Consider the following 25847-nt stretch of genomic DNA (forward strand, 5'->3'; position numbering starts at 1 on the left):
AAATGCTTGATGCCGCAACGTCCCAACTTTTTAGTGATCCTGGCCGATGACCTGGGCTTCTCCGACCTCGGCGCCTTCGGCGGCGAAATCAATACGCCGAACCTCGATGCCCTGGCCAACAATGGCCTGCGCCTGACCGATTTCCACACCGCACCGACCTGCTCGCCGACCCGTTCGATGTTGCTCACCGGCACCGACCACCACATCGCCGGCATCGGCACCATGGCCGAAGCCCTGACCCCGGAACTGATCGGTAAGCCAGGCTACGAAGGGCACTTGAACGACCGCGTGGTCGCCCTGCCCGAGCTACTGCGCGAGGCGGGTTACCAGACGTTGATGAGCGGCAAATGGCACTTGGGCCTGACCGCCGAATTGGCACCCCACGCCCGGGGTTTCGAGCGTTCGTTTTCGCTGTTGCCCGGCGCGGCCAACCATTACGGCTTCGAGCCGACCTACGATGAAACGACGCCCCGGCTGCTGAAATCCACGCCGGCGCTGTATATCGAAGATGAACGGTTCATCGACGAACTGCCGAAGGATTTTTATTCTTCCGATGCCTTTGGCGACAAGCTGCTGCAATACCTCAAGGAGCGCGACCAGACCCGGCCGTTCTTCGCCTACCTGCCGTTTTCCGCACCGCACTGGCCACTGCAGGCACCGGCCGAGGTGGTGGAAAAATACCGCGGGCGCTATGACGCCGGCCCTGAAGTGCTGCGGCTGGAACGCCTGGAAAAACTCAAGAAGCTGGGATTGATCGAGGCCGATGTCGAACCGCATCCCCTGATCCAGCTGAGCGCACAGTGGGATGCGTTGAGTGATGAACAGCGGCAGATTTCTGCGCGGGCCATGGAAGTTTATGCGGCGATGGTCGAGCGCATGGACTGGAACATCGGGCGTGTCGTCGATTACTTGCGCCAGCAGGGACAACTGGACAACACCTTCATCCTGTTCATGTCCGATAACGGTGCCGAAGGGGCGTTGCTGGAGGCCTTCCCGAAATTCGGCCCGCAGTTGCTGACCTATCTCAACCAGCATTACGACAACAGCCTGGACAACATCGGCCGGGCCAATTCCTACGTCTGGTACGGGCCGAACTGGGCGCAAGTGGCGACCGCGCCGTCGCGACTGTTCAAGGCCTTCACCACCGAAGGCGGGATTCGCGTGCCGGCGTTGGTGCATTACCCGCAGCTGCCGCTCAACGGCCAGATCAGCCATGGGTTTGGCACGGTGATGGACATCACCCCGACCATTCTGGATCTTGCCGGTGTGCGCCATCCGGGCAAGCATTGGCACGGCAAACCCGTGGCGCAAGTTCGCGGGAAGTCGTGGCTGGGGTTCCTGTCGGGCGAGACGGCGCACGTGCATGACGAGCACACCGTGACCGGGTGGGAATTGTTCGGTCGGCGGGCGATCCGCCAGGGGCAATGGAAGGCGGTGTACATCCCCGGGCCCGTTGGACCGGCGACCTGGCAACTGTATGACCTGGGCAGTGATCCGGGGGAGATTCATGACCTGGCGTCGAGCCAGCCGCAGCGGCTCAGTGCCTTGATCGAGCATTGGCAGCAGTATGTGGATGAGACTGGGGTGATTCTGAGTGAGTCGCCGTTTCAGCCGGATTGATGTTGTCTGATACAACGCTTTCGCGAGCAGGCTCGCTCCCACATTTGATCTTTGGTGAACACATTATTTGTGAACAACGGAGATCCCCTGTGGGAGCGAGCCTGCTCGCGATGAGGCCCTTGATGACAACCCATCAAGCCCTGGCAGCACGCACTTCTTCTACCGCCGCTTCGTCCCTGCGCTCAAACCGGTTAGCCCGCGCAAACGTACCGAAATCATTGAACCGCACCCCCATCTCGCGCATCACCTTGTGCCCCACCGGCACAGTCAACTGGCGGATGTAGAACGGTTCCTTCACCACAAAGTGATGGATCCCGTGGCTGCTGCCGAAGTTGAAGCAGAACGCCTGCAGCGGCCAAAGCCACGGGGCATTGAGCACCTGGCACTGCTGCATCACGTTGCCCGGCTCCACGTCTCCGTAGTAATGCATGTTCGAGCTGATGAAGTGCAGGCAGAAGGTGCGCAACACGTTCGGGCCGATGATCACAACAACTGCGATGTCGATCACCTGCATCACCGACAACGTCGTCGCCGACCACTCGATCGGTGCGCCCATCAGATGCGCAACGCCGTTCGCTGCGTGGAAGCCGAGAAACACGTACCACGCGCCCCAGTGCATCAGCGCCAGCGGTGCGTAGACCTTCAGCGTGCGGTAAATGATGCTGAACTTCATGGCCCAGGTCTTGGCCCGCAACATGCGGATGAACGACGACATGATGTTGTCGCCGATCATCAACAAGCGTGCGAAGCCCCACGGCTCGCCGTTGGTGATGGCGCGCTCTTCCAGGTCAGCCTCGGAACCGGACACCTTGTGGTGATTGAGGTGCAGATGGCGGCGAATCCACGGGTTGATAGTGCTCGGCCGGGCGAGCCAGACCAATCCCATCATCAGGTTGTGCGGCACTTTCTGCTTGCGGAAGTACATGCTGTGGATCAGGTCGTGTTCCAGCTCATGGGTCAGCGAGGCGAAAAAAGCATTGAGCAACAGGCACGCCCACCAGGCCATGTGCCCGGTCATGTAGAGCGCCGCCGAACCGACCATACCGGCGATGGCAAAGGTCAGAATGCCTGCGCCGAGGGCGTCCTGATGCTTGAGAATCGGGTATTGCTCACGCAGTTCGACGCCTCTGGCCAGCACCACTTCACGGATATGGGCTGATCGTTGGGCTGCATTCAGTCGTTGGGGGCTTGCAGAAGTACGGTCCATGCTTCCATCCTCTGGTTATTGATGGTTGCATCCTGCCTTGCGGAACCTCGCAATGCGGTAGCCGTGAACGCCAACCTGTTGACTGGAAGCGCCAATCAGCATGACTGAACCGACCTCCCTCGCCAGCTGGACCCGCGCCCTGCGCAAGCAGCTCGATGCCCTGGGCATTGACAGCATCGCCCTGTGCCAGCAATCGGGGCTCGACCCGCAACTGATGGACGACCCGAACGCGCGTTATCCCCTGTCGGGCACCACACACCTGTGGAATCTGGCAGTGCAGGCCAGCGGTGACCCGGCGATCGGTTTGCGGGTTTCGCGCTTCGTCAGCCCGACCACCTTCCATGCGCTCGGTTATGCGCTGGTCGCCAGCGGCAGCCTGCGGGAAGTGTTCGAGCGCATCGTGCGCTATCACCAGGTGGTCAGCGATGCCCTGGAACTGGAACTGACCCGCGCCGAGGATCGCTACCATTTCCGTCTGAAAATCCCCGCTGGCAATCCGGCCCCGGCCTTCGAGGCCATCGATGCGTTCATGGCGATTTACGTGCGCACCTGCCGCAATCGCCTGGGTCGCGACTACGCGCCGCTGGCGACCTACCTGCGCCGCCCGGAGCCCGCAGACGCGCACCAATGGCATAAAGTCTTTCGCTCGCCCGTGCACTTCGGTGCCGACGAAGACCGGCTTGAATTCGCCCTCGTCGACTTCGACAGCCACCTGGATGACGCGAACCCGGAACTGGCCGAACACAACGAAACCGTGCTCAAGCGCACCCTGGCGCAACTCAAGCCGCTGACGTGGGAGCGCAAGGTCCGCGACGCCATTGAAGAACAACTGCCCGAAGGCGAACCCAGCGCCGAGCACATCGCCAAGGCCCTGCACTTGAGCCTGCGCAGCCTGCAACGGCACCTGGCGGATGAGGGCTGCCGGTTCGATACGCTGCTCAACGAAAGCCGCGAAAACCTCGCGCTGTTGCACCTGCGGGACCCGCAGGTGTCGCTGAGCGAAATCAGTTATCTGCTCGGGTTTGCCGATACCAGCAGCTTCAGTCGCGCGTTCAAGCGCTGGACGGGGATGACGCCGGGGCAGTTTCGGGATGGGTTGCGCTGATTGATCCTGGAGGCGGGTTGCTTATCCGGCCTCTATGCGGGGAAGCCCACAAACCTGTGATTCACACCAATCCACTGTGGGAGCGAGCCTGCTCGCGAAAGCGCAGTGTCAGTCGATACAGATGTATCTGACCTGACGCATTCGCGAGCAGGCTCGCTCCCACATTGGGCCTGGGTGAACGGTTAAATCGTGGCCAACACCCGCAACCGCTCGGCATCGAGAATTTCGATCTCGCCGTAACTCAGCCCGATAACCCCCTGCCCCTGCAACTCCTTGAGGATCTGGTTGGTGGTCTGGCGCGACAGCGACAACATCGCGGCAAGCTGCTCCTGGGGCAGTTGCAGGACGCGCCGCGGCGGGGCAGTCTCGCCATAGCCTTCGGCGATCATCAGCAAGCGGTGCGCCAGCCGTGCCGGGGCCGGCAGCAGGCTCAATTGTTCGAGGTTGATGAAGGTCATGCGCAGTTTCTGGCTCATCAGCAACGCCAATTGCCGCCAGTGTTGCGGATGCTCGTCGAGCAACGCCAGCAAGGTGTTCTGGGGAATGTGCAGCAGTGTGCACTGGCCCACGCCGTAGGCATCGTGGGTGCGTGGCTGGCCATCGAACAGGCAGATCTCGCCGAACCAGTGCGGCGGCTCCACCAGGCTCAGCAAGGCTTCCTTGCCCTGCTCGCTCACGGCACCGACGCGTACCGCGCCTTCAAGCACCGCGTACAGGCCGCAGGGCGGATCGCCACGCTTGAACAGCCGCTGACCCGGCGACAGGCGCCGCAGCCTGGCCGCCGACAGCAGGCTATCCTGTAGGGAAACAGGCAAATGGCTGAACCACTGACCGCTCATCAGGCGTCGGCGCCAGACCTGCATATCCATGAAAACTCCTAGAGATTGTCGCCTGGCTGACAGAGCGGGAAGTGGCCCCGGGGCATGATCAATCACCCCACAGGAGAACAACAATGAAAAGCCTCGTCGACCACCTCAGTCAATACGCCGCCTACCACCGTGACCCGCGCAATATTGCATCGCACTTTATCGGTATTCCGCTGATCGTGGTTGCCGTCGCGGTGTTGCTGTCCCGGCCGCAGTGGTCGATGGGTGGCGTGTGGCTGTCACCGGCGGTGCTCGTTTCGCTGGCATCGGCGTGGTTTTACCTGCGCCTGGAATTGCGCCTGGGCGTGTTGATGACCCTGTTGCTCGGGCTGTGCGTGTGGGCCGGTCATGCGCTGGCACAGCAAAGCACGCTGGTCTGGCTGGGCAGCGGCGTGGCGATGTTCGTGATCGGTTGGGCGATCCAGTTTGTCGGCCATCACTACGAAGGGCGCAAACCGGCCTTTGTCGATGACGTGACCGGGTTGATTGTCGGACCGTTGTTCGTGGTGGCGGAACTGGCGTTCATGCTGGGCATGCGGCATGAGCTCAAAGAGCAGATCGAGGCGCGGGCGGGTGGGGTGCGGGTCAATCCGAAGCGTGCTGCTGTCTAGATAGCAATCGCGAGCAAGCTCGCTCCCACAGTGGATCAGGGTCGAACACAATAGTTGTGGCCAACCCAAATCCCTGTGGGAGCGAGCTTGCTCGCGATGCTTTTGCTTCAGATGTTGGCAACCTTCTGCCAGACCTTCGGCTTGAAGAACAACGTCTCCCCCTTCGCCAACCCGATCAGGCTGTCGTGATCCTTGACCACTTCGGCCTCGATCAGATCGCTCTGCCCTTCGACCTTCAGCGTCACCCGCGTTGTCGCGCCCAGCGGACGAATATCGCGCACTTCGGCCGCGTGGTGATCTTCCAGTTCATGGCGCGACAGCGACACTTCGTGCGGGCGGAACAGCACGTGATTGTCTTCGCCCAGGTGCAGGCGGTTCGAATCACCAAGGAAGTGATAGACGAAGTCACTGGCCGGGTTTTCGTAGACGTCGCCCGGTGAGCCTATCTGCTCGATCACCCCCTTGTTCATCACCACGATACGGTCGGCGACTTCCATCGCTTCTTCCTGGTCGTGGGTCACGAACACCGAGGTCAGGTTGATGTCTTCGTGCAGACGCGCCAGCCAGCGGCGCAGCTCCTTGCGAACCTTGGCGTCGAGGGCGCCGAACGGTTCGTCGAGCAGCAGCACTTTCGGCTCCACCGCCAGCGCCCGGGCCAAGGCAATGCGCTGACGCTGGCCGCCGGAGAGTTGCTCCGGGTAGCGATCCGACAACCAGTCCAGTTGCACCATGTTCAGCAGCTCGTGAACCTTGGTTGCGATCTGGCTTTCGCTCGGACGCTGGTTTTTCGGCTTCATGCGCAGGCCGAACGCGACGTTGTCGAACACCGTCATGTGGCGGAACAGGGCGTAGTGCTGGAACACGAAACCGACGTTGCGATCACGCACGTCGTGGCCGGAAACGTCTTCACCGTGGAACACGATGTTGCCCTGGTCCGGGGTTTCCAGGCCGGCGATGATCCGTAGCAGCGTGGTCTTGCCGCAGCCCGACGGACCGAGCAACGCGACGAGTTCGCCGCTCTGGATGTCCAGGCTGATGTTGTCCAGCGCCTTGAACGCGTTGAAATTCTTGCTGACGTTACGCACTTCGATCGACATGAATTATTCCTCCGCGGCGCTGGCGCGCAGGCGGTTAATACGGTTTTCGCTCCACTGCTTGAGCAGCAGGATGAAGAGCGCCAGGATCAGCAACAGGCTCGCCACGGCGAACGCGGCCACGTGGTTGTATTCGTTGTAGAGGATCTCGACGTGCAGCGGCAGGGTGTTGGTCACCCCGCGAATGTGCCCGGAAACCACCGACACCGCACCGAATTCCCCCATGGCCCGCGCAGTGCACAACACCACGCCGTAGATCAGGCCCCATTTGATGTTGGGTACGGTGACGTGCCAGAACATCTGCCAGCCATTGGCGCCCAGCAGACGCGCGGCCTCCTCTTCCTGAGTGCCTTGTTCCTGCATCAGCGGGATCAGTTCACGGGCCACGAACGGCACGGTGACGAAAATCGTCGCCAGCACGATGCCCGGCAGGGCAAAGACGATCTGGATGTCGTGATCCTGCAGCCATGGACCAAACAGGCCCTGGGCGCCGAACATCAGCACATAGACCAGGCCGGCGATCACCGGCGACACCGAGAACGGCAGGTCGATCAGCGTTACCAGCATGCTCTTGCCGCGGAACGAGTACTTGCTCACGCACCACGCAGCGCTGACGCCGAACACCAGGTTCAGCGGCACCGAAATCAGTACGGCGATGACCGTGAGTTTCAGTGCCGACAGCGCGTCCGGCTCAAAGATCGCGGTGAAAAACGCACCGAGGCCGAGCTTCAGGCCCTGGGACACCACGATGAACAGCGGCAGCAACAGGAACAGGGCAAAAATCAGCCAGCCAAGACCGATCAGGATTCGCCGCGAAGTCGCGCTGCCACGGCGGGCAGCGTTCGAGGAAGCGGCAGCAATAGACGATTGGGACATGGGTGCGCCTCCTTATGGGGTTTCGATGCGCCGCTGCAACAAGTTGATCAGCAGCAACAGGACGAAGGAAACCACCAGCATCAGTACACCAATGGAGGTAGCGCCGGTGTAATCGTATTGGTCGAGTTTGACCATGATCAGCAGCGGCAGAATCTCGGTTTTCATCGGCATGTTGCCGGCGATGAAAATCACCGAACCGTACTCGCCGACCCCGCGGGCAAAGGCCAAAGCGAAACCGGTCAGCCATGCCGGAAGCAGTGCCGGCAGCAGGATATGGCGGAAAACCTGCAAGGGTTTTGCACCCAGGCACGCCGCTGCTTCTTCGACTTCACGAGGAATGTCCGCCAATACTGGCTGTACGGTACGTACTACGAATGGAAGTGTCACAAAAGTGAGGGCAAGGGTGATGCCCAGGGGGGTGTAGGCGATCTTGAAACCCAGATCCGCTGCAAACTGACCAACCAGGCCGGTAGGGGTGTATAGCGCCGTCAGCGCAATACCGGCCACCGCCGTGGGTAGTGCGAACGGCAAGTCGATCATTGCATCGATCACTTTTCGTCCAGGGAAGGTATAGCGCACTAATACCCAGGCCAGGAGCGTGCCGATGATGCCGTTGATGATTGCGGCACACAGGGCAGTGCCGAAGCTGAGCTTCAGCGCCGCCAGCACCCGTGGCGCCGAGATGATTGCCCAGAACTGATCCCAGGTGAGTTGAGCGGCATGCACGAACATCGCCGCCAGTGGTATGAGCACAATCAGGCTGAGGTACACCAAGGTGTAGCCCAGCGTCAGCCCGAAGCCGGGTATGACGGGGGAGATACGACGCGACATAAAAGTCCTTGGTTAAAAAGCGTTCCGCTAAAACCATCCCTGTGGGAGCGAGCCTGCTCGCGAAGGGGGAGTACCCGTCAACATCCCTGTCGACTGAAACACCGCCTTCGCGAGCAGGCTCGCTCCCACAAGTTAAGCACCCAGGCTGACTGCATGGGTGCTCATTGATGGCTATTTAAGATTACTGCGCCTGGTAGATCTGGTCGAACACCCCGCCGTCATTGAAGAATTTCGGCTGTGCGGTTTTCCAGCCGCCGAAGTCCTTGTCGATGCTCACCAGTTCCAGTTTCGGGAACTGCTGGGCGTACTTGGCGGCCACGTCCTTGTCACGCGGGCGATAGAAATTCTTCGCCGCGATTTCCTGGCCGGCCGGGCTGTACAGGTGCTTGAGGTAGGCTTCGGCGATCTGCTCGTTGCCCTTTTTCTCGGCATTCTTGTCGACCACCGCCACCGGTGGCTCAGCGAGAATCGACAGCGAAGGCACGACGATGTCGAACTTGTCGGCGCCGCCCTCTTCCTTCAGGGCCAGGAAGGCTTCGTTTTCCCAGGCCAGCAACACGTCGCCCTGGCCGTTGTTGACGAAGGTAATGGTCGAGCCGCGGGCGCCGGTGTCCAGCACGGGCACGTGCTTGAACAGGGTTTGCACGTATTCCTTGGCCTTGGCTTCGTCGCCGCCATTGGCTTTGAGGCCATAGGCCCAGGCCGCGAGGAAGTTCCAGCGCGCACCGCCGGAGGTTTTCGGGTTCGGCGTGATCACCGAAACGTCATTCTTGACCAGGTCACCCCAGTCCTTGATGCCTTTAGGGTTGCCCTTGCGCACCAGGAACACGATGGTCGAGGTGTAAGGCGTGCTTGCGTCCGGCAGGCGCTTTTGCCAGTCCGCCGGCAGGGTCTTGCCGAGCTTGGCGATTTCGTCGATGTCACCGGCCAGGGCCAGGGTCACGACGTCGGCGCGCAGGCCATCGATCACCGCCCGGCCTTGCTTGCCCGAGCCACCATGGGATTGCTGGATTTTCACGGTGTCGCCGGCATGTTCCTTTTGCCAGAACTTCACGAATTCGGCGTTGTAGTCCTGGTACAGCTCGCGGGTCGGATCGTACGACACGTTGAGCAGCTCGTAGTCCTTGGCAACTGCGGAACCGGCAAAAAGGGCGCTGGCCAGGGCGGCCAAAGCGAAATGACGAATCGACGACATGGTGAAAGCTCCTGGGATTCTTGGTCTGTTGGCTTTTTTTATGGATTTCTGGAATCGCGTTGCCGGTTCAAAGATCGCAGCCTTCGGCAGCTCCTACAGGGGGCTGCGATCCACTTCAGCCCGGCTTGTTGCCTGGCTGCTGCAAACGGAATTTTTCTTTGCGTTCGATCTGCACCACCTGCGCGTTGTGCACAGTGATTTCCACGGCACCAAAACGCAGGTCGCGCAGGGCGCTCTGGATTTCACGCAGGATGGTGGCTTCGTCTTGACCGTCGACGCTACGCAGGGATGCGCTCATATTGCTGCTCCTTCAACTGAGAGATTGCCTCGCAGTGTCGACACTGCTTGCGGCTTGGGAGCAATACTAGTGAGGTCTGGATATTCTTAAAAAGACTATTTAAGAATGTTTATATAACTAGAAAACATTAATTGAAGGGACAAGGGCTTGAGGCGAATCACCCTCTTTCAAGTGCACCAAAAACCTGTGGGAGCGAGCTTGCTCGCGATGAGGGAGTGTCAGTCGCCAGAAATGTCGGCTGATATTCCGCTATCGCGAGCAAGCTCGCTCCCACAGGGTTTGGGCATCAACTGAACTGGGCACCTATCCGATCACCGGCGCACATGTCCAATCCAGTCGCACCGCCGGCACCGGCCGCCCGAACCAGTAGCCCTGGCCCAGATCACAGCCCTGTTCAAGGAGGAAAGCCGCCTGTTCGACCTGCTCGATCCCCTCGGCATGGACCTGCATGCCCATGCTTTGGGCCAGGGCGATGATCACCCGTGAGATCGCCGCATCATCCTCGTCCCACGGCAATCCGGCGACGAAGCCCTGATCGATTTTCAGTTTTTGCACCGGCAGGCGCTTGAGCCGCAACAGCGATGAGTAACCCGTGCCGAAGTCGTCGATGGCCAGGCGCACACCCAACTCGCGCAGGCGGTGCATCTGCTCCAGCGCGACTTCCGGATCGTCCATCACCGCGCTTTCGGTCACTTCCAGTTCCAGACAGGCCGGTTCCAGCCCGGTTTCGTGCAGCACCTGCGCCACCTGCTGATACAACTCGCGACGAGCGAACAGGCGCGAAGAAACGTTGACCGCCACAAACGACAGCACCACCCCGTCCTGCTGCCACTGACACATCTGCCGGCACGCCTGTGCCATGACCCAGGCATCGATTTCGGCGATCAGGCCGGTTCGTTCGGCGACCGGAATGAATTCCGCCGGCGACACCAGCCCCCGCTGCGGGTGCTGCCAGCGCACCAGCGCCTCGACACCCATCAGGCGGCTGGTCTTGAGGTCGTGAACCGGCTGGTAATGAACCTGCAGTTCCTGCTGGTCCAGGGCGCGGCGCAATTCGAAGGCGATCTCGACGCGTTGCTGCACGTGGGCCGTCAGCTCTTCGGTGTACAGGGCATAGTCATTGCGCCCCGTGCTTTTGGCCTTGAACAGCGCAGAGTCGGCATTACGCAGCAGTTGCTCGACGCTCAAGGCATCGCTGGGGAACAGGCTGATGCCGATGCTGGTGTTGATGAACAGCTGGTGCCCATCAATGAGGAACGGCTCTTTGAGGCCATCGATAATCCGCTGGGCCAACGCAGCGGCCTGAACCAGTTGCGGACAGCTTTCGGCGAGTACCGCGAACTCATCCCCGCCCAAGCGCGCCAGAGTGATACCCGGGCCGAACATGGCGGCCAGGCGCCCGGCCACCGCCTTGAGCAACTGATCGCCGATGGTATGCCCGAGGCTGTCATTGATCATCTTGAAGTGATCGAGATCGATCATCAGCAGCGCGCAACCACGCTTGTGCACCTGTGCCGAGGCCAGGGCCTGCTCGGCGCGGTCGGTGAACAGCAGACGGTTCGGCAGGTCGGTCAGCGGGTCGTGGTGCGCCAGGTGCATCAACTCGTGTTCGGAGTTCTTGATTGCGCTGATGTCGGAAAACACCGCCACATACTGGCTCGGCTGGCCATCGTCGTCATGAATCAGGCGGATTGTCTGCCATTGCGGGTAAATCTCGCCGCTTTTGCGCCGGTTCCAGATCTCCCCGCTCCACTCCCCGGCGCTTGCAAGCGCGGCGAACATCGCTTGATAGAATTGAGCTGGATGGCGCCCCGACTTGAACATATTGGGCCGCTGCCCTAGCACCTCCTCACAGTCATAACCGGTGATCTCCATAAAGGCCCGGTTCACATGGACGATCGCGCCTTCCCGATTGGTGACCAGCACCCCTTCGCGAGTGCAGTCGAACACTGCCGCCGCCTGTCGCAAGCGCATGCGGTCGGCATCGCGCTCACGCAGTTTGGCGCCGATAACCCGCAGAAGCCGGGCCCGGGCAATGAGGATCAATCCGGCGCTGAACAGCACCCAAACGTAACCGTTGATCAGTTGCCATCGCAGTCGCTCGGCGGAGCTATCGAAGAATCTGTTTAATAAATAGTCACTGATCTGCAGCCAAACCACAGAAAGCAACAGATAGAGCAGCGCTGCACGCAAGGCATCGCGATAGGTGGCAGGCATCCGGCGATCCATGTCCATACAAAAAGGTTGGAATTATAGTTTAAAGACACATCCAGCCACTCTTATCTGAAAGGGCGACTGGTTTTCTGTGTGGGCTTAGTGATAATGCAACGGCTGTTTTTTTCTTTATCGAGGGCCCTACAGCCTATGTGGTACGAAGGTTTACTCGGCTTGTCGGCCTGGTCACTGGTGGCAGTCACCCTGCTGATGACCCACGTCACGATCATCGCCGTCACGGTCTATCTGCATCGTTACTCGGCCCATCGCTCCCTGGAGCTGAATGGGGGCCTCAAGCATTTCTTCCGTTTCTGGCTGTGGCTGACCACGGCGCAGAACACCCGCGAGTGGACGGCCATCCACCGCAAGCATCACGCCAAATGCGAAACCGTCGATGACCCGCACAGCCCGGTCATCAAGGGGCTGTCCACGGTGCTGCGCAAAGGCGCCGAGCTGTATCGCGCCGAAGCGGAAAACCCCGAGACGCTGCGCATCTACGGCAAGAACTGCCCCGAAGACTGGATCGAGCGCAACCTCTACAGCCGCTTCCCGCTGCTGGGTGTGGCGATCATGGCCGTTATCGACCTGCTGCTGTTCGGCACCATCGGCATCACCATCTGGGCCATCCAGATGATGTGGATCCCTGTGTGGGCCGCCGGCGTGGTCAATGGCCTGGGCCATGCCATCGGCTACCGCAACTTCGAATGCCGCGATGCGGCGACCAACCTGGTGCCGTGGGGCATCCTGATTGGCGGCGAAGAACTGCATAACAACCATCACACCTACCCTAATTCGGCAAAACTGTCGGTGAAGAAGTGGGAATTCGACCTGGGCTGGGCGTGGATCAAAGTCTTCAGCTTCCTGCGCCTGGCCAAGGTTCAACGGGTTGCGCCGATTGCCCATCGCGTCGAAGGCAAGGGCAACCTGGACATGGACACCGCCATGGCGATCCTCAACAACCGCTTCCAGATCATGGCCCAGTACCGCAAATTGGTGATCGGCCCGCTGGTCAAGCAAGAGCTGGAAAAGGTCGATCACTCGGTACGTCACCAGTTCCACCGGGCCAAACGCCTGCTGTCGCGAGAAACCAGCCTGCTGGATGACAAACACCATGTACGCATCCAGAACATGCTCGAGCACAGTCAGGCACTGAAGGTAATCTACGAGAAACGCCTGGCCCTGCAGCAGATCTGGGTCAAGACCAGCTCAAATGGCCACGACATGCTGGCGGCGATCAAGGACTGGGTGCATGAAGCCGAAGCCAGCGGGATTCAATCCCTGCGCGACTTCGCCGATCAGTTGAAAACCTACTCCCTGCGCCCTGCCGCCGTCTGAAAAACCTGTGGGAGCGAGCCTGCTCGCGAAGGCGGAGTGCCAGTCAACATCGATTTGACTGACACTCCTTTTTCGCGAGCAGGCTCGCTCCCACATTGATTTGTGGCCGCAAAAACGCGTCGCCAGTACCGCCCGGCGGGAGCAAGCTCCCTCGCCACAAAAGGCGGGAACTTCATCTTGAAACCCTTATCTCAAAGACACTTCGCCATCCCCCGCGGGCTTGGTGTTGGCCGCATGCCCTTTGAGATTTGTGTCGATGGCCCAAAAGAACCTGCAAGACTCATCTCCGTCACATGGGCCCGAGGCCGCGCAGACCCTGATGGCGCTGATGCACGCCCAAGGGGAAGTCGCACGCCTGACCGAACGGGAACAGTTGCTCAACACCTTGCTGGCAAGCGTCAACGCGGTGCTGTGGGCATTCGATTGGGAAACCCGTCGAGTGCTTTACGTCAGTCCGGCCTACGAACGGATCTTTGGCCGGTCAGCCGATCAGTTGCTGGCCGACTGCAATCAATGGCGCGACAGCATTCACCCTGACGACCTCGACTATGCCGAACGCAGCCTGGCCGAAGTGCTGGACAAAGGCGCCGTCGAAGACCGCGAGTATCGAATCATTGCCGCCGACGGCCAGGTGCGCTGGCTCAGCGACAAGTGCTTCATCAATCGCCATGCCGAGCCGGGGCAACCGGTGATCATCGTCGGCTTTGCCGAAGACATCACCCACAAGAAGCAGATGGAAACCGAACTGCATCGCCTGGCCACCACTGACGCGCTGACCCAGAGCAGTAATCGCCATCATTTCTTCGAATGCGCTCACCGCGAGTTCGCACACGCCCGTCAACAGGGCGAGCCGTTGTCATTTCTGATGCTGGATATTGATGACTTCAAAACGATCAACGACACCTACGGTCACCAGGAAGGCGACAACGTGCTGCAACGCATTGCCGAAAGCGGCCGCGCAGCGTTGCGCCGTCGCGACCTGTTCGGGCGCATTGGCGGTGAGGAATTTGCTGCGGTGTTTCCCGGGTGCACGCCACAAATGGCCCTGCAGGTGGCTGAACGCCTGCATCGGCAGATTCAGCAGTTGAGTTTCAACCATGAAGGCCGGACGTTCGGCATCACGGTCAGCCAGGGCCTGACCAGCCTGAGCGCCTCGGACGAAACCGTGGAGGACCTGTTTTCCCGGGCGGATGCCGCGATGTATCAGGCCAAGCGCGAGGGCAAGAACAGGATTGTCACGGCCTGAGATTTCGCTGGCAGCACCGAATACCTGTGGCGAGGGGGCTTGCCCCCGTTGGGCTGCAAAGCAGTCCTGATTGTGGCGTTCCAGCATTGTCAGAACAACCGCATTCGCTGGTTTCACGGCTGCTGCGCAACCGAACGGGGGCAAGCCCCCTCGCCACAAAAGCCGGCTCCCACAGGGTTGGGTGGTGGTTTTACTTCTTGCGCAACCGCATCAGCTCCGGCAAGCCGATCTTGAGCAACCGCGCCGTCCGGCTCTTCGCCAGCTCCTCGATGCCCTCATGCTCGGTCAGGCGCGCCATCTGCGCTGCCATGTTCATCACCAGCGCCTCGCGGGAATAAACCCCGCCACCGAGCTGGTAGGCCGCCGCAATCAACTCCCGCAACTCCAGCGGCAGACGCCAGCGTGTACGCAGGGCCGAGCCATAGGCCGCGCCATATTCAACCAGCGCTTCACCCACTTCTTCCAGCTCGTCCAGTACGCCGCCAGCCTGTTGCCACTCCTGCAGACAGCGCAGCAACGCCAGATCGCCGAGACGATGCAACATCCCGGCGCAATAACAACGCTCCTGATCCAGATCGAGCAAGCGCGCCAGGGTTCGTGCGTATTCGGCAGTGTGCAGTGACAGCTCCCAGTAACGCTCGGCATAGTCGGCCAATTGCGGATCACTGAGCCGGGCACTGCGCTTGAGCGCCAGGCCGAGAATCAGGTTCATGCTCTGTCCGGTGCCCAGGCGATGCAGTGCCTGGGACAGGGTTTGCACGCCCGCGCCGTGGTGCTGGGCCGCGCTGTTGGCAGCGGCAATCAGCACAGCCGTGACCTGCGGATCGGTGCGGATTTCGTCTTCCAGCACCGTCAGGTCGAGGCCATTGGGATTGAGGCTGCGTTTGACCGCCACTTGCACGTCGGTCATCAGCGGCGCGCCGTCGGCCAATTCCCGTCGACGCTCCAGAAACACCGATAACGTCATGCCCGGTGCCAGCGTTGGCACTTCGCACGAGACTTCTTCCCCGGCGTGCAGCAGCAACCCCTGCAACCGGTGGGTCAGGCTTTCCATATTCAGGGGTTTGGTCAGGTACGCGGCCGGCGCCAGCGGCAAGGCCTCGCGCACGCTGGCACTGTCGTTGCGACTGCTCATGAGGATGAAGGGCAGCGGCGGGTTGCGTTTGCGCTGGCGGATGTTGCGCAGGACATTCAGGCCATCGACACCCGGCAACTCCCAATCGGCGATGACCAGGTCATAGGGGTTGGCAGCCAATAGCTCCAGCGCTTGCTGGCCATCGGCGCACAAATCCAGCCGCGCATCGCAGCGTACATTCAACAACACTTCCTTGAGCAGGTCCCGGGACCAGGGGTCGGCCTCGGCAATCAGTACTCTCGGAACCGCGGGTAAAATGACAGTTGTCATACAGCTCTCCCTGGCAATGCAGGAACCTTAGCCAATGCGGGCCATTCGATACAACGTTAATGCATGGGATGTGTTTCCAGAGGCATGAAAAAACCCGCCGAAGCGGGTTTTTTGTCGATCAGGTCACACTAAGTGATCACAGCTCGGCGAAGCACTCTTCGATGATCGCCAGGCCTTTGTCCAGTTGCTCGTCCGGCGAGGTCAGCGGTACCAGGACGCGCAGAACGTTGCCGTAGGTGCCGCAGGACAGCAGGATCAGGCCCTTGTCGCGCGCCTTGGCTACAACGGACGCCACAGCGGCGGCGTTCGGCTTGTGGCTGTCGCCGTTTTCGAACAGCTCGACAGCGATCATCGCGCCCAGGGCACGGACTTCGCCGATCACCGGGTACTTGGCCTGGATGGCCTTCAGACCGGTTACCAGACGCTCGCCAACGGCCTTGCAACGATCCAGCAGGTGCTCTTCTTCGAACACTTCCATCACGGCCAGGGCCGCGGCGCAAGCGATCGGGCTACCGGCGTAGGTGCCGCCCAGGCCGCCTGGAGCGATGGCGTCCATGTACTCGGCCTTGCCGCACACACCGGCCAGCGGGAAGCCGCCAGCGATGGATTTGGCGAAAGTGGTCAGGTCGGCAGCAACGCCCATCTGTTCCATGGCGAAGAAAGTACCGGTACGGCCAGCGCCAGTCTGTACTTCGTCAGCGATCAGCAGGATGCCGTGCTGGTCGCACAGGGCACGCAGACGCTTCATGAATTCTTTCGGAGCGACGTAGAAACCACCTTCGCCCTGAACCGGCTCGATGATGATCGCAGCGATGTCTTTCGGCTCGGCGTCGTTCTTGAAGATGCGCTCGATGGAAGCGATCGAATCGTCGATGCTCACGCCGTGCAGTTCGTTCGGGTACAGCGCGCGGAAGATGCCGCCTGGCATCAGGCCCATGCCGGCCGAGTAAGGCACGACTTTACCGGTCAGGCCCAGGGTCATCATGGTGCGACCGTGGTAAGCGCCGGTGAAGGCGATCACGCCGGCACGGCCAGTAGCGGCACGGGCGATCTTGATCGAGTTTTCCACGGCTTCGGAACCGGTGGTCACCAGCAGGGTTTTCTTGGCGAAATCACCTGGCACCTTGGCGTTGATTTTTTCGCACACTTCTACGTACGGCTCGTAGGCCAGTACCTGGAAGCAAGTGTGGGTCAGCTTGTTCAGTTGCTCGGTCACGGCCGCGATGATTTTCGGGTGCACGTGGCCGGTGTTCAGCACGGCGATACCGCCGGCGAAGTCGATGAACTCGCGACCTTCAACGTCGGTCACGGTCGCGTTCTTCGCGGACTCGGCGAAGATCGGGTGAATCTGGCCAACACCACGTGGAACTGCGTTGGTACGGCGGGCCATCAAAGAAGCGTTAGTCTTGCTCATTACATTCCTCATTCGCCGCTCATCGGTCGGCGTGGTTCAAGGATTAAGCGGTGGGGAGGTAACTAAGGCAGCATGCGATGATCGACTGCCACAGCTTTCCCGACCACAGAGAAAATTCCGGTTTGAAGCGGCGCAAAGGGACAGCGCTCTCGTGCCCTTTGCGCTTGAAGCAATGCTCTTCCCGGCTTAGATGCCCAGGCAGAGGTATTTGATTTCCAGGTAATCTTCGATGCCGTACTTGGAGCCTTCACGGCCCAGGCCCGAGGCCTTGATGCCGCCGAACGGCGCGACTTCGTTGGAGATCAACCCGGTGTTGACGCCGACCATGCCGTATTCCAGGGCTTCAGCCACGCGGAACACACGGCCCAGGTCACGAGCGTAGAAGTACGAGGCCAGACCGAACTCGGTGTCGTTGGACATCGCGATCACATCGGCTTCGTCTTTGAAGCGGAACAGTGGAGCCAATGGACCGAAGGTTTCTTCCTTGGCCACGGCCGCGTTGTTCGGCACGTTGGTCAGGATGGTCGGTTCGAAGAAGTTGCCTTCCATCGACTTGCCGCCGGACAGCACGGTGGCGCCTTTGGAAATGGCGTCAGCGATGTGCTCTTGCACCTTGGCCACGGCTTTTTCGTCGATCAGCGGGCCAGTGGTGGTGCCGTCTTCCAGACCGTTACCGATCTTGAGCTTGGCTACAGCCACTTTCAGCTTCTCGGCGAACGCGTCGTAGACCGAATCCTGAATGTACAGGCGGTTGGCGCAGACGCAGGTTTGACCGTTGTTGCGGTACTTGGAAATGATCGCGCCTTCGACGGCCTTATCCAGGTCTGCGTCGTCGAACACGATGAACGGCGCGTTGCCGCCCAGTTCCAGGGACACTTTCTTGATGTCCTTGGCGCATTCCGACATCAGTTGACGACCGATTTCGGTCGAACCGGTGAAGGACAGCTTGCGTACGATCGGGTTGCTGGTCAGTTCGCTGCCGATGTCGCCGGCGCTGCCGGAAACCACGCTGAACACGCCAGCCGGGATGCCGGCACGCTGGGCCAGTTCGGCCAGGGCAAAGGCGGAGAATGGGGTTTGCGAAGCAGGCTTGAGCACCATGGTGCAACCGGCGGCCAGGGCCGGGCCGGCTTTACGGGTGATCATGGCAGCCGGGAAGTTCCACGGGGTGATGGCAGCGGTCACGCCGATTGGCTGCTTGATCACGATCAGGCGCTTGTCTGGCTGGTGGCCCGGAATCACGTCACCGTAGATGCGCTTGGCTTCTTCGGCGAACCACTCGATGAAGGAAGCGGCGTAAACGATTTCGCCCTTGGCTTCGGCCAATGGCTTGCCCTGTTCCAGGGTCATCAGGCGAGCCAGGTCGTCCTGGTTCTCGATGATCAGCTCGTACCAGCGACGCAGTTTGCCTGCACGCTCTTTGGCGGTCAGTGCACGCCAGGCCGGCAGCGCTTTGTCAGCGGCTTCGATGGCACGGCGGGTTTCGGCAGCGCCCATTTTCGGCACGGTGCCCAGAATTTCGCCCGTTGCCGGGTTGTTGACCTTGATCGTCTGACCATTGTCCGCATCAACCCACGCGCCATCGATGAAGGCTTGCTGGCGGAACAACTGGGTGTCTTTAAGCTGCATGTCGGCTTTCCTTAACAGCACCGCGCACGCGCGGAGCAAATTATGATTGTAGAAAGGCGCCTCGATAGGCTGCCGTCAGGGAAATCATTCACCGGGCTGAAGCACATAAATAGCGCACTGATTCAAATCGTGCGGTTCAGCACCCAGACAAGAGCGTTTGAAATCTCAAACGAATCCTAGGATCAAAGGGGGTAAAGGACAATAGGCTGTTCGAAAAAAAGAACGAAAACGACGCTTTTGCCTGTATTTTCTGATCAACGTAGCAAACGCCCGTTACAGCTTTAAAAAAACGCAGGCGATTCAGCAGCATGGACGCCCGCAGTGCATATGAGTATCATGGCGCCCGCTGCACCAGTAGCTCAGCTGGATAGAGTACTGCCCTCCGAAGGCAGGGGTCGTGGGTTCGAATCCCGCCTGGTGCACCAAACAGCTGTTTTTACCTGTCTCAAGACATCTACAAAACACCCTGAAAAGCCCGCCCCGTGCGGGCTTTCTTGTTTCTAGCTGCCTATACCTGTTTACCTCTATATCTTCCAACCGTGTATGCCGCTGTGTATGCTGGCCGAAAATTAGAACCACAGGCATACACGACATGAAGCGCAGCGAAATCAAACGCCGCCCATTGGCAGACACCACTCTCGCAGGCCTTGAACCTGAAGCCTCTGCTTTTCGAGAGCATGACGGTCAAGGCCTGTACTTTCGCGTTAGACCCAACGGCGGCAAGTCTTGGGAGCTGCGCTATAAAAAGCCGGATGGTAAGTGGTCCTGGCTGGGCCTCGGCAGCTATCCCGAAGTGAGCGGCGCGGGTGCCAGACAGAAGGCAGCCGAACTGCGCAACGATGCCGCCGACGGCGTGAGCCCGCTAGCTGCCAAGCACGCCCGCAAAGCCTCCGAACTAGAGGCAGCCAACAACACCTTTGAGGCCTTGGCCCGCGAATGGATCGAGATTCGCCGCCCCGGCTGGGCAACCAGCACGGCCAAGCGCACCGTTGGCGCCATTGAGCTGCATGTACTCCCGGTTTTTGGAAAGCGCTTGTATGCCGGAATCCTGCCGATTGAATGGATGGAGTTTCTACGCAGCATGGAGCGGTTGGGCATCATTGAGCAGATGGCGAGGATTCGACGATCTTGCAAAGAGATTTACGACCTTGCACGCGTCACAGGTCGAGCCACACATAACCCCCTTGATGGGCTGAACCGCTTTCTACAGTCCAAACCATCCGAGAACTACCCTCACGTCACCGCAAAGGATTTGCCCGCCCTCCTGCAAGCAATCAGCGCCTATCCCCACGCTCATGACCTACGGCTGGGCCTGCGCCTGCTAATGCTGACAGGGGTCAGACCGAGCGAGCTCCGCGAGGCCAGTTGGGAAGAGTTCGACCGAAAGGCCGGGATATGGGTTATTCCCGCCGAGCGGATGAAGAAACGCCGCACTCACACCGTCCCCCTGTCACGTCAGGCACTCGACGCACTTTCAGAACTGCACAAGCTGACCGGCGCTTACCCACTGCTTTTTCCTGGTCGCAATGAACGCACCAAGCCCCGCAGCAACATGGCGTTCAATATGGCGCTACGACGGATGGGATATGCAGGCAGACAAACCGGCCACGGATTTCGCCATATTGCGTCCACTACCCTGCGCGAAAACGGTTTCCCGAAGGACCATGTAGAAGCCCAGCTCGCCCACACTGAGGACGGTGTATCTGGCGTCTACAACAAAGCTCAGTACCTGGAGCAACGCGCCACCATGATGCAATGGTATGCCGACCACCTGGACACTCTGGAGGCAGGCAACGTCGTGCAAGGGCAGTTCGGAAAACAGGCTTAGCCGCCGCGGCGTCAGCACTACCACTCATCGCGTAGACAGATATAGACTGAAAGCTATTGCTGTTCGAATAGCCAGCACTTCGCACCAGGAGCCACAACATCTGGTGCTGAAAGCCGCCCTTGACCAGCACAAGATATTGATGCCGGAGAGGCCGTGTAAATGGACGATTTTGATGATTCGCTCGATTTGGTAAACCTCATTCCTACAGAGAAGCTGCCGAATCTCGACCATTGGAAATCGGTCATGGAGTTCAACATTGAGCAGGCCGCCTTGCTACTGGCAATGATTGACCCGTTTGACTGTGACGAACTTAACAAGGCAAAAGTTAAGAAGCTAGATCGCTGGAAACTAGCCCACGGGCACGCTCTTGGCATCGTTTCAGCCATCCGACAAGGATTAATATCGCCAGCTGTTTGCATGGGGTACGTGTGGATCGATGCTCTCGACCACTACGGGAATCCGGGAATGGAAAAGGTGCTGAAGCCTATCAGGCCAATAGATCGGGAGGCCGAAATCAGCCTCCGCGATACAATAATCACTCGCGCGTCATTGCGTGCATGGATTGAAAGTGAGCGGGTTCAAATTACACGCCCGCCGAAACTTGCGACTAGAGTGGTATCTGTTCAAACCCCTACTTACCCCGCCACCTCGACTCCTGTTAACACACCTCCACTCTCGCTCTCTTTCCAAGGACACAAATCCGAAGGGCTTGAGTTCGTGGAGGATGCAATAAAACAGTTCTGGTCAACGTATGACTCGGATGACCACACGACAGCACCGAGCAAAGCTGAGGTTGTGCAGTATCTGAAAAGCAAGGGCGCCACAGGGAACGTGGCAGAGGCAGTGGACAAGATCCTGCGCCCGGAACACTTGCGTAAAGCTCACTTAAGAAACCACAAGGTACTCACACGAGAGGACGAGTAAACACGCGGCTTGTAGCCTAGGTACCCATACGAGGACACCAAATCGCCGGGGAGTTTTACCACTTTCGCAAACTGCCCCTATCCACCCGAGAAGGCTTGATTACCACTCGACCCCACCTGCCAACCTGCATCCCGTCGCCATCAACAACGGGATACAGACATGAGCAATATCCGTCCAATCGAGACCACTACCGCCAACGTTCCACAGTTCGATCCTACGAACACCATCATTCGCTTTCCTGAAGTGGAGGCCATCACCGGCCTCGCCAGAGCCACCGTCTACAAGCGCCTCAAAGACGACCCGACGTTTCCCCGGCCAGTATCGCTAAGCAACAGCAAGTCCCGTGGTTCGCCGGTTGGGTTCGTCCTGGCTGAAGTACAGGAATGGGTTCGCAAGCGCATTGCCTTGCGCAACGCGGTGGCCTGATATGACCAGCGCCAGCGAGACCCCACCGGCAATCATCCCTTTCGACTATCAAGGCCAGCCGGTCCACTTCAACTTGGACGGCTGGCTGTATGCAACCCAGATAGCTGACCGCTTCGGTAAACGTCTCGACAGGTGGCTAGAAAATGCAGAGACCTTGGAATACATGCGTGCCTTGGATGAAGCTCTCACCGGTCGAGAATCGAAAATTCTAGATACCCGGAATTCCGGGTATGTAAAAACCAGTCGGGCAAGAATGGATCGCGGCGGCGGTACGTTGCTACACCCAAAACTCGCTGTGATGTTTGCACGCTGGTGCAATGCAAGATTCGCTGTTTGGTGCGACCTGCACATAGACGCCCTGTTGAGCAGCGATCCAGCAGTTCGCCGCGGGTACGGGGTAGCCACTCAAAGGCTGGAGGACAGGAGGAAGAAAGCGAGCAAAGACGGCAGCAGCCTTGCCCATTTCCGTTGGGACAAGCCAAGCCTCGTCGAAGGCGTGACCTACTGGAAAGAGCAGCTGCAACTCACCCTCGGACTGGAGGACGCCACCAATGACAGCCGCCAATAAAAAACGCGGGCTAACGGTTCGGCACCGCGCCCGCGTTCCTGGCTCGCCTCTGAAGGGGGCGAGGTTTACCAGCCCCTATATCCGCTCAAGCGGCTTTGGCAGTGGCCAGCTGCGCACTCTTCTGGTCATTGAGTTGAGCAGCTTGAGGGCATCGTCTTGCCCGAAGGGCTCGGGATCTATCTCCGCATCTTTGGCCGATGAGACCAACGTCAGTACGACCTTCCGTGCTTTCCTTATTGCGCGTGGTTTCAGCGTTTGCATGACCACAGAATTAACCCTCATTGGATTGAATGCACCGGGCACAAATCTAGGCCGCGACCTCCGTTGCGGTCTGATTCCGAGCTCACCGAGTCACAGCATAGTTGCAACGCGCAATAACAGCCGCCATGGGGCGCCCATCGAACACGCCTTACTGAATGAGGATCAAGCCCGCCTGCCGCCGTCTCTAAAGGGATTGAGGCTCACTAGCGGTCAAACCTTCACTTCTTCGGGCGCGTGCGTCTTGAGCCATTCGGCCAAGGCCGCGTGCATAAGCTCTTTCCAGTTTGGGCCAGCAGCCCTGAATGCTTCGACCGTTTCGGCATCAAGCCACAGCTCGACCCATTCGCCCGACACTGACTTATCGGGCATGGATGTAAACCAATCTGATGAGTTTGCTGGTCATACTTTCACCTCGTTCGGCGTATGCGTCTTGAGCCAGTCGGCCAGCACCGCGTTCATGCGTGTTTGCCAGCCAGGCCCCGAGGCCCTGAATTGCTCCAGCACCTCTGAATCAAAGCGCACATTGACGTGCTCTTTGGTGGTCGCCGCCTTCGGACGTCCACGTTTTGGCTTGAGCATTTCCTTTGCCTGGGCCTTGCCGAACAATCCCGCCAGCACGTCACTGGCTGGCTTAGCCTTGGCGAAATCCTTGGCCGACCATTCAGGGTTTGTCGTATCGACCATCTCAGGATTGAGTTTTTTGGTCATAGCTTTTGACCTCCCGTTTGTTGGCTTTACGAAAACTGATGACGTGCACCGCATCACCCCGAGGGGTGAACACCACGACATGCAGCCGATCCCCTATGAATCCCATCGCCTGATACCGGCTCTCGCCGTAATCAAACCGGTCGTCCTCCAAGATCAAGGCCGTGGACCAATCGAAGTCGCGCACCAGGGCGAATGGGAGTCCACGTTCTTCAACGTTTCGGGCGTCTTTGGCTGGGTCATAAGTTATCTGCATGGGTTTATTGTACCCACAATAAATACCTTCGACAATTCCCCACGCTTCCCGACTATTGCCAAGCCCGCCCACTCTCGGTATGGTTCGCCCGTCGCTGCAAATTCAGCGACCGGGCGTCGCGGCCCGAGTACATGCAGGACGCAAACGCGCCCTACTTCGATTGCTGGCGCTTTTTTTGTGCCCGCAATGTCGTTTTATGGCGGCTGTGCGTGGGAGACCTTCGGGTCTGCCGGGGTCCTGTATGCCCGGTCCGCGAACCCGCGCACAGCTGCCACCTTAATTTGCTTCGCGGCGAACCGTGGCAGCTCCTCACTTACAGGAGTTCCGCCCATGCCCACCCTCAATCCGTCCGCACTTCGCGCCCTTGCTCACCGCCGTATGGCCTTGAGCGCCCTCCGCGCAGATTCATCCCTCTCTGTTCGCCTCAAACGCTACAACGCCCACATGGCCATTGTCCGCACTCTGGAAGCTGTAGGGGGTGAGCAATGAGCCGCGCACCTCATGCCGTCCCTTCAGTGATCGAGGGCGAAATCCTATGTGAGGCCGTTCTGAGCGCGCAGGAAATGTGCTCAATGAACTTCGCCAGGGATGAGTTCAGGAGACTGGAAAAAATCCTACTGACGTTTGTTATTCCTGCCATGGGCGGCTACAGCAACGAACTGGCCCGCGACATCGCAATGCACATCGAGCAGACTCGCACTTTCAGTGGCAATTTCTGCTGGACGCATCGTCACCTCGGCGCCTCGTTCGGCGTGGTGGGAAGTCGCCCGGGGATCGACGATCTGAAAGCTGGAGGCGCCCAATGAGCACCGCCACTCTCAAATTTCACCCGCGTCGTAAACACCCTTTTCACCGGCTGCCCTTTGTCGGCAAGCAACCCGACGGCCCCCCATGTTTCTGGAGTGTTCCGCTGACGGGCGGCTACTACGGCGGCACCCAAGCCGGTGGCAAGCTGGCAGCCTTGGCGCTGATTCATCTGCGCCAGCACCGCCGCGACCAGTTCGCGACGGGACAGCTTGGGCAAATCGCCACGGCCTGGCTCGATGCCGCACGCACGGCCACCCCGGAGCAATACAGCGCCTTGCGCGGCCAGGTCCTCGGCTTTATGGGCATGCTCTCGCCCTGGCTGATCGCTGCCGCTGAGCAAAACGGCAGGAACCTCGACAGTGCCGATCGACACGCCCTGTTGCGCAGCGCCAACCAGTGGTTGAGCTTCGACGACTCCAGGCTGTTCGCTGAACAGGAGGCCTCGCAATGAAGCTGGTCGGATGGTCCAACCTGTTGCCCGACATGCGCGAATTCCCCTCGGAACTCGATCCCCAAGCTAAATTGACGCCCGCCCAGGCTGAACAGCTCCAAGCAATTTCCCGCGCCTCGGAGTGCTACGGCCAGTCCGTTTGCTACGGCATTGCGGGCATTGGCGAGTTGCTGGCACGCGCCGGTGAAAGCGGCGAGTTCAGCCCTAAAACCCTGATCGATTTGGGCTGGCTCCTGCATAACCTCGGTGACTTGGCCGCGAAGCTGACCGACGTCGGCGAAGGCGCCCGCGACAAACTGACCTCGATCCCGCAAGAGCGATAGACCATGAAAATTCAAAACGGCGCGTCTGCGCTGACGGATTCGGCTTGCCCGGAAAAAGTTGCCGAACTGTTCTACGTGTCCCACCCGAAGGTGGCCAAAGCCCTGCTCGGGCCGTTCCTGACGCTAGCCGACGCCCAATGCGGCGTGGTGGTGATGCGCAGCCCCGGCGCCATGGTTACGTCTGCCCTGGTTGAATCGGTGGACGACATCACCCGTTGGCACGCGATCAATAACGGCAATGTCTGCCGCGCCTTTGCCGGAGGTGGCCGGTATGACTAATACCCCTTTGCCAATGCCGCCGCGCCCACCGTCCGGGCCGGTGCCTAACCTGCTGTTCGTGCTGTTTCTGATC

General features: G+C 59.7%; 27 protein-coding genes and 1 tRNA gene. 14 read left to right on the forward strand and 14 right to left on the reverse strand.

Going from position 1 to position 25847, the window contains the following annotated elements:
- The first annotated feature begins 9 nt into the window (after positions 1 to 9).
- Positions 10 to 1620, forward strand: coding sequence for an arylsulfatase (locus AC3WJW_RS06115; protein ID WP_493725446.1), 1611 nt, complete (start codon positions 10 to 12; stop codon positions 1618 to 1620).
- Between the two features lie 133 nt (positions 1621 to 1753).
- On the opposite strand, the gene AC3WJW_RS06120 is transcribed toward AC3WJW_RS06115, so the two are convergent.
- Positions 1754 to 2827, reverse strand: coding sequence for a fatty acid desaturase (locus tag AC3WJW_RS06120; RefSeq protein WP_493725447.1), 1074 nt, complete (start codon positions 2825 to 2827; stop codon positions 1754 to 1756).
- Between the two features lie 100 nt (positions 2828 to 2927).
- Here AC3WJW_RS06120 and AC3WJW_RS06125 point away from each other — a divergent pair, with 100 nt between their 5' ends.
- A complete protein-coding gene (locus AC3WJW_RS06125) occupies positions 2928 to 3932 on the forward strand; it encodes an AraC family transcriptional regulator (protein WP_493725448.1) in 1005 nt (334 codons plus the stop codon).
- 182 nt (positions 3933 to 4114) lie between these two features.
- On the opposite strand, the gene AC3WJW_RS06130 is transcribed toward AC3WJW_RS06125, so the two are convergent.
- Positions 4115 to 4801: a Crp/Fnr family transcriptional regulator gene (locus tag AC3WJW_RS06130; protein WP_493725449.1), complete on the reverse strand. Its 687-nt coding sequence runs from the start codon at positions 4799 to 4801 to the stop codon at positions 4115 to 4117.
- Positions 4802 to 4884: 83 nt separating this feature from the next.
- Between AC3WJW_RS06130 and AC3WJW_RS06135 the strand changes: the two genes are divergently transcribed.
- Positions 4885 to 5409, forward strand: a complete 525-nt coding sequence (locus tag AC3WJW_RS06135; protein ID WP_493725450.1) for an Mpo1 family 2-hydroxy fatty acid dioxygenase — start codon at positions 4885 to 4887, stop codon at positions 5407 to 5409.
- A 107-nt stretch (positions 5410 to 5516) separates the two neighbouring features.
- On the opposite strand, the gene AC3WJW_RS06140 is transcribed toward AC3WJW_RS06135, so the two are convergent.
- From AC3WJW_RS06140 to dibA, 6 genes are all read right to left on the reverse strand, one after another.
- Positions 5517 to 6506, reverse strand: a complete 990-nt coding sequence (locus AC3WJW_RS06140; protein WP_007983086.1) for a sulfate/molybdate ABC transporter ATP-binding protein — start codon at positions 6504 to 6506, stop codon at positions 5517 to 5519.
- A gap of 3 nt (positions 6507 to 6509) precedes the next feature.
- The gene (gene cysW / locus AC3WJW_RS06145) at positions 6510 to 7379 is read right to left on the reverse strand and encodes a sulfate ABC transporter permease subunit CysW (protein WP_007972954.1); all 870 of its coding nucleotides are present in this window, start codon (positions 7377 to 7379) and stop codon (positions 6510 to 6512) included.
- 12 nt (positions 7380 to 7391) lie between these two features.
- Complete coding sequence (cysT, locus tag AC3WJW_RS06150) at positions 7392 to 8210, reverse strand: sulfate ABC transporter permease subunit CysT (RefSeq protein ID WP_007972956.1); 819 nt, start codon at positions 8208 to 8210, stop codon at positions 7392 to 7394.
- Positions 8211 to 8391: 181 nt separating this feature from the next.
- Positions 8392 to 9405 (reverse strand): sulfate ABC transporter substrate-binding protein, encoded by a 1014-nt coding sequence (locus AC3WJW_RS06155; protein ID WP_102701901.1) that lies wholly within the window; start codon positions 9403 to 9405, stop codon positions 8392 to 8394.
- A gap of 115 nt (positions 9406 to 9520) precedes the next feature.
- On the reverse strand, positions 9521 to 9703 hold the full coding sequence (gene oscA / locus AC3WJW_RS06160) for a sulfur starvation response protein OscA (RefSeq protein ID WP_007975618.1): 183 nt from the start codon (positions 9701 to 9703) through the stop codon (positions 9521 to 9523).
- A gap of 303 nt (positions 9704 to 10006) precedes the next feature.
- Positions 10007 to 11920, reverse strand: a complete 1914-nt coding sequence (dibA, locus tag AC3WJW_RS06165) for a phosphodiesterase DibA (RefSeq protein ID WP_493725451.1) — start codon at positions 11918 to 11920, stop codon at positions 10007 to 10009.
- 147 nt (positions 11921 to 12067) lie between these two features.
- On the opposite strand from dibA, the gene desA reads away from it, so the two are divergent.
- A complete protein-coding gene (desA, locus tag AC3WJW_RS06170) occupies positions 12068 to 13252 on the forward strand; it encodes a delta-9 fatty acid desaturase DesA (protein WP_095964474.1) in 1185 nt (394 codons plus the stop codon).
- Between the two features lie 256 nt (positions 13253 to 13508).
- The gene (locus AC3WJW_RS06175; protein WP_493725452.1) at positions 13509 to 14498 is read left to right on the forward strand and encodes a sensor domain-containing diguanylate cyclase; all 990 of its coding nucleotides are present in this window, start codon (positions 13509 to 13511) and stop codon (positions 14496 to 14498) included.
- 190 nt (positions 14499 to 14688) lie between these two features.
- On the opposite strand, the gene AC3WJW_RS06180 is transcribed toward AC3WJW_RS06175, so the two are convergent.
- From AC3WJW_RS06180 to gabD, 3 genes are all read right to left on the reverse strand, one after another.
- Positions 14689 to 15903, reverse strand: a complete 1215-nt coding sequence (locus tag AC3WJW_RS06180; protein WP_493725453.1) for an HDOD domain-containing protein — start codon at positions 15901 to 15903, stop codon at positions 14689 to 14691.
- 136 nt (positions 15904 to 16039) lie between these two features.
- The gene (gene gabT, locus AC3WJW_RS06185) at positions 16040 to 17317 is read right to left on the reverse strand and encodes a 4-aminobutyrate--2-oxoglutarate transaminase (RefSeq protein ID WP_007975624.1); all 1278 of its coding nucleotides are present in this window, start codon (positions 17315 to 17317) and stop codon (positions 16040 to 16042) included.
- 186 nt (positions 17318 to 17503) lie between these two features.
- Positions 17504 to 18946, reverse strand: coding sequence for an NADP-dependent succinate-semialdehyde dehydrogenase (gene gabD, locus AC3WJW_RS06190; RefSeq protein ID WP_493725454.1), 1443 nt, complete (start codon positions 18944 to 18946; stop codon positions 17504 to 17506).
- A 348-nt stretch (positions 18947 to 19294) separates the two neighbouring features.
- Here gabD and AC3WJW_RS06195 point away from each other — a divergent pair.
- The 5 genes from AC3WJW_RS06195 (at position 19295) to AC3WJW_RS06215 (ending at position 22692) form a co-directional block, all read left to right on the forward strand.
- Positions 19295 to 19371 (forward strand) — tRNA-Arg (locus AC3WJW_RS06195).
- 167 nt (positions 19372 to 19538) lie between these two features.
- Entirely contained in the window at positions 19539 to 20774 is a 1236-nt protein-coding gene (locus tag AC3WJW_RS06200) for a tyrosine-type recombinase/integrase (RefSeq protein WP_493725455.1), read from the forward strand.
- Between the two features lie 159 nt (positions 20775 to 20933).
- The gene (locus AC3WJW_RS06205; protein ID WP_493725456.1) at positions 20934 to 21698 is read left to right on the forward strand and encodes a hypothetical protein; all 765 of its coding nucleotides are present in this window, start codon (positions 20934 to 20936) and stop codon (positions 21696 to 21698) included.
- A 159-nt stretch (positions 21699 to 21857) separates the two neighbouring features.
- The gene (locus AC3WJW_RS06210; protein ID WP_493725457.1) at positions 21858 to 22124 is read left to right on the forward strand and encodes a helix-turn-helix transcriptional regulator; all 267 of its coding nucleotides are present in this window, start codon (positions 21858 to 21860) and stop codon (positions 22122 to 22124) included.
- Between the two features lies 1 nt (position 22125).
- Positions 22126 to 22692, forward strand: coding sequence for a KilA-N domain-containing protein (locus tag AC3WJW_RS06215; protein ID WP_493725458.1), 567 nt, complete (start codon positions 22126 to 22128; stop codon positions 22690 to 22692).
- A 471-nt stretch (positions 22693 to 23163) separates the two neighbouring features.
- Here the strand turns inward: AC3WJW_RS06215 and AC3WJW_RS06220 are convergent, their stop codons facing one another.
- Genes AC3WJW_RS06220 through AC3WJW_RS06230 form a run of 3 tightly spaced genes read right to left on the reverse strand, consistent with a single transcriptional unit; the run spans position 23164 to position 23914 of the window.
- Positions 23164 to 23322, reverse strand: coding sequence for a BrnA antitoxin family protein (locus tag AC3WJW_RS06220; RefSeq protein ID WP_493725459.1), 159 nt, complete (start codon positions 23320 to 23322; stop codon positions 23164 to 23166).
- Between the two features lie 30 nt (positions 23323 to 23352).
- Positions 23353 to 23661 (reverse strand): BrnA antitoxin family protein, encoded by a 309-nt coding sequence (locus AC3WJW_RS06225; protein WP_493725460.1) that lies wholly within the window; start codon positions 23659 to 23661, stop codon positions 23353 to 23355.
- Positions 23639 to 23914, reverse strand: coding sequence for a BrnT family toxin (locus AC3WJW_RS06230; protein ID WP_493725461.1), 276 nt, complete (start codon positions 23912 to 23914; stop codon positions 23639 to 23641). The genes AC3WJW_RS06225 and AC3WJW_RS06230 overlap by 23 nt, the downstream gene beginning before the upstream one ends.
- 485 nt (positions 23915 to 24399) lie before the next feature.
- On the opposite strand from AC3WJW_RS06230, the gene AC3WJW_RS06235 reads away from it, so the two are divergent.
- Genes AC3WJW_RS06235 through AC3WJW_RS06250 form a run of 4 tightly spaced genes read left to right on the forward strand, consistent with a single transcriptional unit; the run spans position 24400 to position 25774 of the window.
- Positions 24400 to 24720, forward strand: coding sequence for a hypothetical protein (locus AC3WJW_RS06235; RefSeq protein ID WP_493725462.1), 321 nt, complete (start codon positions 24400 to 24402; stop codon positions 24718 to 24720).
- On the forward strand, positions 24717 to 25172 hold the full coding sequence (locus AC3WJW_RS06240; RefSeq protein ID WP_493725463.1) for a hypothetical protein: 456 nt from the start codon (positions 24717 to 24719) through the stop codon (positions 25170 to 25172). Before AC3WJW_RS06235 ends, AC3WJW_RS06240 begins: the two co-directional genes overlap by 4 nt.
- Complete coding sequence (locus AC3WJW_RS06245; protein ID WP_493725464.1) at positions 25169 to 25495, forward strand: hypothetical protein; 327 nt, start codon at positions 25169 to 25171, stop codon at positions 25493 to 25495. The genes AC3WJW_RS06240 and AC3WJW_RS06245 overlap by 4 nt, the downstream gene beginning before the upstream one ends.
- A 3-nt stretch (positions 25496 to 25498) precedes the next feature.
- Positions 25499 to 25774 (forward strand): hypothetical protein, encoded by a 276-nt coding sequence (locus tag AC3WJW_RS06250; RefSeq protein WP_493725465.1) that lies wholly within the window; start codon positions 25499 to 25501, stop codon positions 25772 to 25774.
- The last annotated feature ends 73 nt before the right edge of the window (positions 25775 to 25847 follow it).

The sequence above is a fragment of the Pseudomonas sp. GW821-FHT07G06 genome (genome assembly GCF_058986625.1).

Bases quoted from the DNA above. Each gene is read 5' to 3' on its own strand.
- AC3WJW_RS06115 (WP_493725446.1), top strand. From the start codon at position 10: ATGCCGCAACGTCCCAACTTTTTAGTGATCCTGGCCGATGACCTGGGC.
- AC3WJW_RS06120 (WP_493725447.1), bottom strand. From the start codon at position 2,827: ATGGACCGTACTTCTGCAAGCCCCCAACGACTGAATGCAGCCCAACGA.
- AC3WJW_RS06125 (WP_493725448.1), top strand. From the start codon at position 2,928: ATGACTGAACCGACCTCCCTCGCCAGCTGGACCCGCGCCCTGCGCAAG.
- AC3WJW_RS06130 (WP_493725449.1), bottom strand. From the start codon at position 4,801: ATGGATATGCAGGTCTGGCGCCGACGCCTGATGAGCGGTCAGTGGTTC.
- AC3WJW_RS06135 (WP_493725450.1), top strand. From the start codon at position 4,885: ATGAAAAGCCTCGTCGACCACCTCAGTCAATACGCCGCCTACCACCGT.
- AC3WJW_RS06140 (WP_007983086.1), bottom strand. From the start codon at position 6,506: ATGTCGATCGAAGTGCGTAACGTCAGCAAGAATTTCAACGCGTTCAAG.
- cysW (WP_007972954.1), bottom strand. From the start codon at position 7,379: ATGTCCCAATCGTCTATTGCTGCCGCTTCCTCGAACGCTGCCCGCCGT.
- cysT (WP_007972956.1), bottom strand. From the start codon at position 8,210: ATGTCGCGTCGTATCTCCCCCGTCATACCCGGCTTCGGGCTGACGCTG.
- AC3WJW_RS06155 (WP_102701901.1), bottom strand. From the start codon at position 9,405: ATGTCGTCGATTCGTCATTTCGCTTTGGCCGCCCTGGCCAGCGCCCTT.
- oscA (WP_007975618.1), bottom strand. From the start codon at position 9,703: ATGAGCGCATCCCTGCGTAGCGTCGACGGTCAAGACGAAGCCACCATC.
- dibA (WP_493725451.1), bottom strand. From the start codon at position 11,920: ATGCCTGCCACCTATCGCGATGCCTTGCGTGCAGCGCTGCTCTATCTG.
- desA (WP_095964474.1), top strand. From the start codon at position 12,068: ATGTGGTACGAAGGTTTACTCGGCTTGTCGGCCTGGTCACTGGTGGCA.
- AC3WJW_RS06175 (WP_493725452.1), top strand. From the start codon at position 13,509: ATGGCCCAAAAGAACCTGCAAGACTCATCTCCGTCACATGGGCCCGAG.
- AC3WJW_RS06180 (WP_493725453.1), bottom strand. From the start codon at position 15,903: ATGACAACTGTCATTTTACCCGCGGTTCCGAGAGTACTGATTGCCGAG.
- gabT (WP_007975624.1), bottom strand. From the start codon at position 17,317: ATGAGCAAGACTAACGCTTCTTTGATGGCCCGCCGTACCAACGCAGTT.
- gabD (WP_493725454.1), bottom strand. From the start codon at position 18,946: ATGCAGCTTAAAGACACCCAGTTGTTCCGCCAGCAAGCCTTCATCGAT.
- AC3WJW_RS06200 (WP_493725455.1), top strand. From the start codon at position 19,539: ATGAAGCGCAGCGAAATCAAACGCCGCCCATTGGCAGACACCACTCTC.
- AC3WJW_RS06205 (WP_493725456.1), top strand. From the start codon at position 20,934: ATGGACGATTTTGATGATTCGCTCGATTTGGTAAACCTCATTCCTACA.
- AC3WJW_RS06210 (WP_493725457.1), top strand. From the start codon at position 21,858: ATGAGCAATATCCGTCCAATCGAGACCACTACCGCCAACGTTCCACAG.
- AC3WJW_RS06215 (WP_493725458.1), top strand. From the start codon at position 22,126: ATGACCAGCGCCAGCGAGACCCCACCGGCAATCATCCCTTTCGACTAT.
- AC3WJW_RS06220 (WP_493725459.1), bottom strand. From the start codon at position 23,322: ATGCCCGATAAGTCAGTGTCGGGCGAATGGGTCGAGCTGTGGCTTGAT.
- AC3WJW_RS06225 (WP_493725460.1), bottom strand. From the start codon at position 23,661: ATGACCAAAAAACTCAATCCTGAGATGGTCGATACGACAAACCCTGAA.
- AC3WJW_RS06230 (WP_493725461.1), bottom strand. From the start codon at position 23,914: ATGCAGATAACTTATGACCCAGCCAAAGACGCCCGAAACGTTGAAGAA.
- AC3WJW_RS06235 (WP_493725462.1), top strand. From the start codon at position 24,400: ATGAGCCGCGCACCTCATGCCGTCCCTTCAGTGATCGAGGGCGAAATC.
- AC3WJW_RS06240 (WP_493725463.1), top strand. From the start codon at position 24,717: ATGAGCACCGCCACTCTCAAATTTCACCCGCGTCGTAAACACCCTTTT.
- AC3WJW_RS06245 (WP_493725464.1), top strand. From the start codon at position 25,169: ATGAAGCTGGTCGGATGGTCCAACCTGTTGCCCGACATGCGCGAATTC.
- AC3WJW_RS06250 (WP_493725465.1), top strand. From the start codon at position 25,499: ATGAAAATTCAAAACGGCGCGTCTGCGCTGACGGATTCGGCTTGCCCG.